At 59.2% G+C, this 9670-nt stretch carries 5 protein-coding genes and 1 pseudogene; 4 read left to right on the plus strand and 2 right to left on the minus strand.

The annotated features are described in order from the left end of the window. From Q0288_RS14380 to murJ, 3 genes and pseudogenes are all read left to right on the plus strand, one after another. A pseudogene (locus Q0288_RS14380) lies at nt 1–644 on the plus strand (exonuclease SbcCD subunit D); the annotation flags it as partial. Between the two features lie 179 nt (nt 645–823). Beyond that, the gene (locus Q0288_RS14385; protein ID WP_299431770.1) at nt 824–3541 is read left to right on the plus strand and encodes an SMC family ATPase; all 2718 of its coding nucleotides are present in this window, start codon (nt 824–826) and stop codon (nt 3539–3541) included. Between the two features lie 218 nt (nt 3542–3759). Next, nucleotides 3760–5262 (plus strand): murein biosynthesis integral membrane protein MurJ, encoded by a 1503-nt coding sequence (murJ, locus tag Q0288_RS14390; RefSeq protein WP_299431773.1) that lies wholly within the window; start codon nt 3760–3762, stop codon nt 5260–5262. Nucleotides 5263–5674: 412 nt separating this feature from the next. Here the strand turns inward: murJ and Q0288_RS14395 are convergent, their stop codons facing one another. After that, entirely contained in the window at nt 5675–6403 is a 729-nt protein-coding gene (locus Q0288_RS14395; protein ID WP_299431776.1) for a helix-turn-helix transcriptional regulator, read from the minus strand. Nucleotides 6404–6564: 161 nt separating this feature from the next. Further along, nucleotides 6565–8298 (minus strand): NAD-dependent malic enzyme, encoded by a 1734-nt coding sequence (locus tag Q0288_RS14400; protein WP_299431779.1) that lies wholly within the window; start codon nt 8296–8298, stop codon nt 6565–6567. Nucleotides 8299–8563: 265 nt separating this feature from the next. Between Q0288_RS14400 and Q0288_RS14405 the strand changes: the two genes are divergently transcribed. Next, nucleotides 8564–9553 carry a malate dehydrogenase gene (locus tag Q0288_RS14405; RefSeq protein WP_299431782.1) on the plus strand — a complete coding sequence of 330 codons (990 nt, stop codon included), beginning with the start codon at nt 8564–8566 and terminating at the stop codon, nt 9551–9553. The last annotated feature ends 117 nt before the right edge of the window (nt 9554–9670 follow it).

Raw genomic sequence — 9670 nt, forward strand, 5'->3', positions numbered from 1 at the left:
TGATGGCCCACCTGACGGTGGAAGGGGGCCGGCTGGGCGGCGGTGAGTTTACCTTTCACACCACCAACAGCTACGCCATCCAGCCCGCTGACTTCCCCCCGGCCCTGAGCTACGTGGCCCTGGGCCACCTGCACCGCCAGCAGCAAGTTGCCGAGACCCCGATGGCCTGGTACGCAGGCTCGCTGATTCAACTGGATTTTGGCGAGAACGAGGATAGCCCCAGGGGTGCCCTCATCGTCGAGGTAGCCCCGGGACTTCCGCCCAGGGTTCAACCCATTAACGAGCACTGGGGCCGACCCCTCAAGACCTTCCGGGTCAGCCGAGACTCGTTGGATCGCCGCTGGAACGAGATCAGGGAGTTTCCCGGATATAGCAAGGTGGTGATTGAAGGCAAAGGTAACCCGGCTTTGCGCGAACGATTGTTCAAGGAGATGCCAGACTTGCTCGAGGTGGAGTTTCACACCCCCGATTCGGAGGAAGCCAGGCCCGCTGTGGCGACAGTGGAAGATCTCGACTGGGTTGAAGCCTACTCCCAGTACCGCCTCGAGGCCACCACCCGCGAGGCCAGCCCCGAACTGCTGGCGGCATTTAGAGAGGTGTTCGAAGAGGTTCATGCCTCCGAAAGTGAGCGCGGTAGGCAGTGACCCGTCCCGTGCCTGCTTGCACAAACCTCGACCTCGTTGCACCGGGGCAGTTGCACTATGACTTTACGATCACGGTGAGCTGGACGCCATTCCCCGGAGGTTATCAGTCGAAACATCCCTTATGATCTATCTGCGAACCGCTTAATCCTCGACCCCTGACGCTTCGCACCAGCTTACCTATGAGACCCCTCAAGTTGCGTATCCAAGGTTTTGGCGCTTATGCCGATTTACAGGACGTCGGCTTTGATGATGTGGAGTTGTTTGCCATCACCGGGCAGACCGGGGCGGGCAAGAGCACCCTGCTCGATGCCATGACCTATGCCCTCTACAAAACCACGCCGCGCATCGGCTCAACGGGACTCAAGGAACTCAAACATCCCCTGGCCGAGTCGGCCAAAGTGGAACTGACCTTTGACATGGGCGGGCAGGTGTGGCGGGTGGTGCGGGTGGTGGGCAAGGAAAACCAGAACCGCCTCGAGTACCTCCTGCACAACGACTGGAAAACCCATCCCGCCTCCGAAAAAGTCAAAGAGCTCGATGCCAAGCTGGCCGAAATTCTGGGCATGGACTACGAAACCTTTACCCGTGCGATTCTGCTGCCGCAGGGCCAGTTCGACCTTTTTTTACGCGGTTCGCCCAAAGAGCGCCGCGAGACCCTGATCAAGCTCTATGGCCTGGAGTCGCTCAAGGCCATGCGGGAAAAGGTGGCGGCCAGGCTCAAGGCCATTAGCGAGAAAAGCGCCCGCTTGCAGGGCGAACTGGATGCACTGGCCGAGGCCGATGAGGAGCGAGTCTCCGCGCTACGAGATGAGATCGAGCTGCTCGAGCGCAGCGAACGCGACCTTAGCAGCCAGCACCAGACCGCCGAAAAGACCCTGCGAACCCTCGAGCACCGCCTCGAGAAATTCACCGAGCTCGAGTCGCTACGCCGCCGCAGGGCCAACTGGCAGAACGAGCAACCCCGCATCGCCGAAATTGCTGCCAGGCTGGCCCAGGCCGAGAAAGCCGGGCGGATCTGGCCGCAGTTAGAGGCCCTGCAAGCCGCGCAAAACGAACTCGGTCAAAAGCAGGAGCAGTATAGGCGTGACCAGTCGGTGCAAGTGAAACTCGAGGCCGAACTCATCCCCCTGCGGCAGGACTTCCAGCCTGAAAGGTTGGAAAAGCTCAAAACCGGGCTATCCCAGACTCCCCTCTTGCAGGTGCAGGAAGCCCGCCTGAAGCGCTATGGCGGAACCCTGAACCTGCATCATGCGGCTCCCTTACTTTTTGACGAAGACCGCCTGGACACACTGCGTGATGCCGAGCGGCAGTTCGACGAGCTGCACAAACTGACCGAACGTCATAAGCGCATCGCGGCGGCCTTTGGGCAGTTTCAGGCCGAGCTGAAGGCGTCGCAGCATGCCTACGAGCAGTTGATGGGGGAACTCGAGCACCTCAAGGCCGCTGGTGTGGAGGCCAGAGCCGAGTTCGAACAGGCCGAACAGGCCCTCGAGCTTGAAAAAACCCGCCAGGGCATCTACCAGTACCGCAACAAGCTAAGGGTAGGCGAACCCTGTCCCCTGTGTGGACACCCGGTAGAGCAGTTGCCTCCTGCCACCGACCTTCCCGACCTGGCCCCGCTGGAGGCTGCCCGGAAGCTTAAGGCCAGCGAACTCGAGGAACTGCGGGCCGACTTCAAGGTTAGGCAAGACCGGCGCAAACAACTCGAGGACAGCCTGCCCAGACTGCTCAGCCAGTTCGACCAGCGGCAGCAGGAAGAAGCGGAGGCCCGGGCTGAGCTCGAGTCTATCCAGACCCAGGTGCGCGAACTTGGTTCACTGGAAAAAGTCCACCAGGAACGCATCCAGCGCCTCTCCGCACTGGCTGCCGAGATTCGCAAGAATACCGATGGGCACGATGTGGAAAGCTATATCGGGCGTTTACAAAAACAGCTTCAGGCTCAGGAGGGTCTGGCCCGGCAGATCGCCGAACTCGAGGCCCGATTAGCGGAAGCCCAGGGAAGAGTCTCGAGCCTCGCCGGGATTGTGCAGGTTTTGCAGGCCAACCAGGCCCGCCAGGAAGCGGCCGTTCAGGTGCTTATTCAGGAAGCCCAGTTCGAGAACCAGGAATCGGTCAGAAAAGCCCGTCTGAGTCTTCAGGAAGTAGATGCCTTGCGAAAGCGGCAAACCCAGCACGAGCGCGATGGGGTGGAAATTGCCTCGTTGCTGGGAAAGCTCGAGCAAGAGCTGGGTAGCCAGGAACCCGTCACCGCCCTCCAGGTTTCCGAGCAAAAAAACCTGGTGGCCGGGCTCAAAACCTCCCTCGGCGAGGTCAAAGAGCGCCTTGGCGGCAAAAAGTCAGACCTCGAGCGCATGCAAAAACAACTCGCTCGAAAGCGCGAGGTTCGTAAGGAAAAGGCCGAATTGGACAAGCAAACCGACCTCTGGGAACAACTCGCCAGCGACCTCAAGGGCGACCGCTTCCAGGACTTTTTGCTGGAACACTATCAGTCCGGTCTGCTCTCCAGGGCTTCGGAGTTTATCCAGTCTCTTTCGCAAAACCGCTATAGCCTGCGCCTCGAGGAGGGCGAGTACAAAGTGCTCGACCGCTGGAATGATGCCCAGCGACCAGTACGAACCCTTTCGGGTGGTGAAAGTTTCATGGCCAGCCTCTCGCTGGCGCTTTCCCTGTCGGAACACCTTTCGCGCGGCAGAATCGGGGCCTTGTTCCTGGACGAAGGCTTCGGAACGCTCGATGCAGAAACGCTGGAGCAGGTTGCAGGGGTGCTGGAAGCCCTGCCCACCCAGGGTCGCCTGGTAGGCATCGTGACCCACGTGGAGGCACTGGCCGAACGGTTGCCAGCGCGACTGCAGGTTGAGAAATCGCCTGCCGGAAGCAAGGTTGGTTGGAAAGATTAAATCCCGCTGCTGTGCAACAGGTTCTTGCATCAGGGCGTAGGGCCCGTCTGCCCGCCAACAGGTGCAGTACCCGGGTTCGATTTACGCAGGAGGTGGAGACTGAAGGACTGCTCAACAGAGCTTTTCATTCGAATCCAGCAAAGATATTCGTCGCAAGTATCGGCATTTAGGTATAGTTTTGTAGAGTGCGCCGCGCCCAGCACTGACGTACCGTTTTTATGTCGAGAATCATACGTAACACTTTTTTGGTCATGGCGGGTACACTCTCCAGCCGCTTGCTGGGCCTGGTGCGCCAGACCATCCTGACCAATTTGCCGCTGCCCGATATTCTCAAAGATGCTTTCTGGGTGGCTTACCGTATTCCCAATCTGCTGCGCGAATTGTTGGCCGAGGGGGCCATCCAAAATGCGCTGATTCCTGTGCTGACCAGTCTCCCACCCGAAGAAGCCAGGGTGTTCGCCAGGCGTTTTGGAGCATTTCTACTGGGAGTCAATCTGGTGATTCTGGGCCTGGGCATCGTGTTTGCCCCCCAGATCGCCAGTGCCCTGCTCTGGCTCTCCGATCTTTCACTCAGCCAGCCCAGCCCCTTGCGCGACCCTGCGGTCTTTGAGCAGCTGGTTCTGATGATTCGCCTGGTAATGCCTTTTTTACTCTCGATCTCGATGGCTTCACTGTTTTCTTCGATGCTCCAGTCGGGCGAGCGTTTTGGCATCACCAGCTTCAGCCCCATCGCCTTCAACATAGGTTCCGTCGTAGTGATGTTGTTGTTTCCCAGTAGTGTGGTCGCCCTTGGATTATCGGTCACGGTCGGGGGAGCCCTGCAAGCCCTGGTGCAGCTCCCCGCACTCAAGGGTTATGGGTTGGAATTCAGATGGCACCCGGCTTTCCGAGAGGCCCTCTGGCGCATTGGGCCCTTTGCCTTTACCACCTCGGTACGGCAGTTTCTGAACCTGGTGTTGTTGGGCATCCTGGCGGCCTACCCCTCGGCGGCTGTGACGGGCTTCCAGAATGGTGAGCTCATCTTTACCACTGCTCTAGGCTTGTTGGCGGTCTCGCCAGCGATGGCCGCCTTCCCCCGGCTCTCCGCGTTAGCGGGGGGTGGCGACGTGTCTGCGGCCCGCGAGCTGCTCCGCCGCATCATGGCGCGGTTGGCGGTTCCCCTCGCCTTCGCAGCAGCAATGATGGTGGCGCTGGCCCCCTGGATGGTAGGGACACTCTACGCCATCACCGACAATTTCTCCGATGCCAACCGGGCCTTCACCACCCAGACCGTGATGGCGTTGGGCTTTGCGCTCCTGCCCTGGGGCTTAAACCAGTTGGTGCTGCGGGGCTTCTACGCAGTGGGGCAGGTGGGGCAGGCGGTGAGCGTGACGGTGATGGTGGCGCTCCTGAACACCTTCGGTTACTGGCTGTTCCGCGAGCAGGGATTGTTTGTGTTGAACCTGGCAACTGCTCTTGCGGGCTGGGTGGGCCTGGCGATTTATGCCAGGCGCTTGCAGCGTTTCCATATGGTGGCACAAACCGAGGTATGGCGGGTGGTAGGAAAGGTAGTGCTGGCAGCAGTTCCGGCGGGTTGGGCTGCTTACACGGTAGCCATTCAGTTTGGAATTCCCACCTTTTTTTTGCAGAACCTCCTACCGCTTTTTGCAGGAGGTTTGACAGGGCTGGCTATATTTGCAGGGCTTGCTTATGCCTTGCGGCTCCCGTTGAAGCTCAGGTAATACCAGATTCGGAACCCGACCGAAGGGAGACGCTTTTTTCGCCGACCGTCCGGGAGGGGGGTGCTCCAGGATTCCAAAAGATCGCCTCCGGGTCTCCGGGTTGGAGGATCATCTTTTTGAATCCGGTAAAACCCCTCTGGCTCAGGTTGCTCAGGGGTCTGGTAACAAAGAAGTTAGCATGTGACGAACGCCCTGAAGCGAGCCGCTCCAAAGCGAACCCCAAAAATGCATCTCAGAAGAAACCATCGCCGAAATTGCTATGGTGGGCACACTTTGGAGGGCAGAATCCCTACCGGTAATGACTTGGGTGTTTGCCGTAGAAGGCGCACCCATTCACGGAACCCCGGGGTGGCAGAGAGGGGTTTTCAGTGCAACCAGGGGTGCCCTCCATCTGAAAACCGCCTCATTTGCTCTAGCTTGCCGACGACCTGGTTTTCTTTAGTGGTTCGACCTTCTGCCCCGGCGTGAGTTCGCGTAACAGGGCCAGCCGCAGACGGGCAATTTCCGACTCGAGGCGGTTCTGCTGGATGTCCAGTTCGTTGCGCAGGCGGATGATCTCCTCGACCCCTGCCAGGTTAATGCCCAGTTCTTGCGTGAGGCGGCGAATTTCCTTGAGTTTTTCCACATCCCGTTCAGAGTAGAGGCGGGTCTTGCCGGAGGTGCGACTGGGCGCGACCAGGCCCTCCCGCTCGTAGAGGCGCAGGGTCTGGGGATGCATCCCCACAATGTCGGCGGCCACCGAAATGATATAGACGGGCCGCTCTTTCTCGTTGATCTTCTGGCCCTTACCCTCGCCAGGAGCGGGCAGGGCCGGGGGCGTCTTGAAAGCCTCGAGCTTCTCGCCCAGCTCTACCTTCAGGCGTTCGGCCTCCTCGCGGAAGCGCTGCTCGAGCGTCCATAACTCGTCGCTCAGCTTCATGATTTCTTCCACGCCCGCCAGGTTGACCCCCAACTCCTGGGTCAGGCGGCGAATTTCCCGGAGCTTCTCGACATCCCGTTCAGAATACAACCGGGTCTTGCCCCCCGAACGCTTGGGTTGTATCAGGCCTTTCCGCTCGTACAGCCGCAGGGTTTGGGGATGCATATCCACCAGCTCGGCAGCAACCGAAATGATGTAGACGGGGCGGTCTTTTTTATCCATAAACAAACCGGGCTAAAAACCCTTGACACTAACAGTATACGGAAACCTGTGCTCATGCACGTCAATCGTCACAGGTATGCCGTGTAGCACAGTTGGTCTATGGTCTAAAGCCGATGCCGGTGGCCCATAGCCACAACCAGCCATCCGCTATTCACCATCGGCTATTGACCCGGTTTTGCGGGCTTGAAGGGTAAATACCTGGGCTGCCAGAACCGCTCGGCAACATAGGCCTGGATGGCTTCCATACCCAGACCCACCAGGCGTTCTTCCTGGGCCAGTCCCTCCTTGATGGCCTGCCGGATGACCCGCGAGGCCACATACTGGCTCACCTCCCGCAACTCCGAAGTGGGGGGATATACCCGGTCTGGGTGATGTTTACTGGTGTAGTCGTATAAGGCATAAGACGCCTCCAGCACCATTGCATCAGAGACTTCCCTGGCCTTGGAGAGCACCGTACCAAAACCCAGTCCCGGAAACACAAAGGCATTGTTGCCCTGCCCGATGGGAAAAGTTTCCCCGCCATGTTCCACCGGCGCAAAGGGGCTCCCGGCGGCTACCAGGGCCTTGCCGTTTGTCCAGCGCAAGATTTCTTCGGGAATGGCCTCCGACGAGCTGGTGGGGTTGGACAGGGGGAAGATGACTGGATACTCGGCGCTGGCCTGCATGGCCTGCACAATGGGCCCAGTAAACGAACCGGGCTGCCCCGACAACCCCAACAAAACAGTGCCTTTAGCATTCACGATGGTCTCATACAGGCTGGGCGTCTCGCCCGAGACCTGCCAACCCTGGACATGCGCAGGATCTTTGGCGAACTTCTGCTTGTAGCCCTCCATACTCCGGTTGCGGAGCAACAAGCCTTTGGAGTCGAGCACAAATAACCGCTCGAGGGCTTCTTCCTGGCCCAGACCCTCCCGCAACAAGCCATCCAGGATGGCCTGGGCCACCCCGATCCCCCCGGCTCCGGCTCCATAGACCAGGATGCGCTGGTCGGAGAGGTTCTGTCCCTTGATTCGACAGGCCGACAAGACCCCGGCCAGGGTGACCGCGCCGGTGCCCTGGATATCGTCGTTGAAAGAGGGAAGCACCTTACGGTAGCGCTCGAGCACAGCAAAAGCGGTGTCTTTGCTGAAATCCTCCCACTGGATGACCGCACTGGGGTAGCGCTGGTGAAAAGCCTCGACAAAGCGATCCATAAATTCGTAGTATTCCACACCCGAGAGCCGCCGGTGGCGGACGCCCAGGTATAGTGGATCGTTAATCAGATCGGCGCGGTTGGTGCCCACATCCAGCTCGACAGGGAGTGCTTTGTCCGGCCCCAACCCCCCCGCCGCGGTGTAGATCGCCAGTTTGCCGATGGAAATGGCCAGCCCCCCAAAACCCTGGTCGCCGATACCCAGAATGGCCGAGGAATCGGTGGCTACCGCCAGGCGCACATCGTTAATGGGGGTATTGCTCAAAGCCTCGGCAATTTCTCGAATATTGTCGGTGGAAGCAGCGAAGCCACGCGGATAGCGGTAGATATGAGAGAACTGCTTAACTGCCTCGCCCACCGTGGGCGTATAGAGGATGGGCAGCATCTCGCTCAGGTGGTCGGCGAACAGGGCAAAAAACAGCACCTCGTTGCGATCTTGCAGGTTGCGGAGAAAGATGTGTTTCTCCAGATCATTTTCGATCAGGCAGTAGCGCCGATAATTGCGCTCTTTCTGCTCTTCCAGGGTCGCCGGGTGTGGCGGTAAGAGGCCCTCGAGTTTGAGTGCTTTCCGTTCTTCATGGGTAAAGGCTGTTCCCTTGTTCAAGAGGGGCAGGCCCAGCAGCACAGAGCCTTCGACAAAGGGCTCGATATAGCGCTTGCCCCGCTCGTCGCGCTTGACGTCGTAATAGCGGCTGACCATCATATGCGTAATGCTACGCCAGCAGCGCATCAAGGGTCTAGAGTCGAGTGGCCAGGGGCCGGGCCTGTGCAAATAAGCCCTGGCAGCCAGGGACAAGGTTGATGGCTAAATGGCGTACCGCCTGCTTAGCCGGGAGGCGCTCCCGCAGTCGGTTCCGAACCTGCCCGGTGTACCTACCCCCGACCTTTGTCCTTCGACATCCGGCCTCCGGCACGTTATCATCGTGAACGGTAGAAGTGGGCCAAAGCCCAACGAAAGGAGCCTCTGGATGAAATCCCCTGTTCGTGTTGCGGTTACTGGTGCGGCCGGTCAGATTGGCTACAGCCTGCTGTTTCGTATTGCTTCAGGCGAAATGCTGGGCAAAGATCAGCCGGTAATCTTGCAGCTTCTGGAAATTACCCCGGCCCTCAAAGCCCTCAATGGGGTGATCATGGAGCTGGAGGACTGCGCCTTCCCCACCCTGGCTGGTATTGTTCCCACCGACGACCCTAACGTGGCTTTTGGCGATGTGGACTATGCTCTGCTGGTGGGTGCAATGCCGCGCAAACAGGGCATGGAGCGGGCCGATCTGCTGGCCGCTAACGGGGCGATCTTTACCGCCCAGGGCAAGGCCCTCTCCGACAGCGCCAGGAAGGGGGTTAAGGTGCTGGTGGTGGGCAACCCGGCCAACACCAACGCCCTGATCGCCTTCAAAAACGCCCCCAATCTGAGCCCCCGCCAGATCCACGCCATGACCCGCCTCGACCACAACCGGGCCATCTCGCAACTGGCAGCCCGTCTCGAGGTGCCAGTCACAGAAATCAAGAAAATGACCATCTGGGGCAACCACTCTGTCACCCAGTACCCCGACCTCTACCACTGCGAAGTGGGCGGCAAGAGCGCTTACGAACTGGTGGGCGACCACGACTGGTACGCGAACACCTACATCCCCAAGGTGGCCAAGCGCGGCGCAGAAATTATTGAAGCGCGCGGAGCCTCTTCGGCGGCTTCGGCTGCCAGCGCCGCCATTAACCATATGCGCGACTGGGCGCTGGGCACCCGCTCAGGCGACTGGGTGAGCATGGCCTTCCCCTCCGACGGCTCGTATGGCATCCCCGAGGGTCTGGTCTACAGCTACCCCTGTGTCTGCAAAGATGGCGATTTTGAGATCGTAAAGGGATTAGACATCAACGACTTTAGCCGGGCCAAGATGGACGCAACTGCCAGGGAACTTGCCGAGGAGCGCGATGCGGTGTTGCAACTGGGCTTAATCAAGTAAACACCAACCAATCGTAACCGCAAGAGTGCACAACCGTGCACTCTTCTATTTTGAGTATCTTTGCCAAGACTCTACATAAGACCGCAAAGCCTCACCCCCATCAAGCCAGTACAGATC

This window comes from uncultured Meiothermus sp. (genome assembly GCF_937863175.1).
Classification (GTDB): Bacteria; Deinococcota; Deinococci; order Deinococcales; family Thermaceae; genus Meiothermus.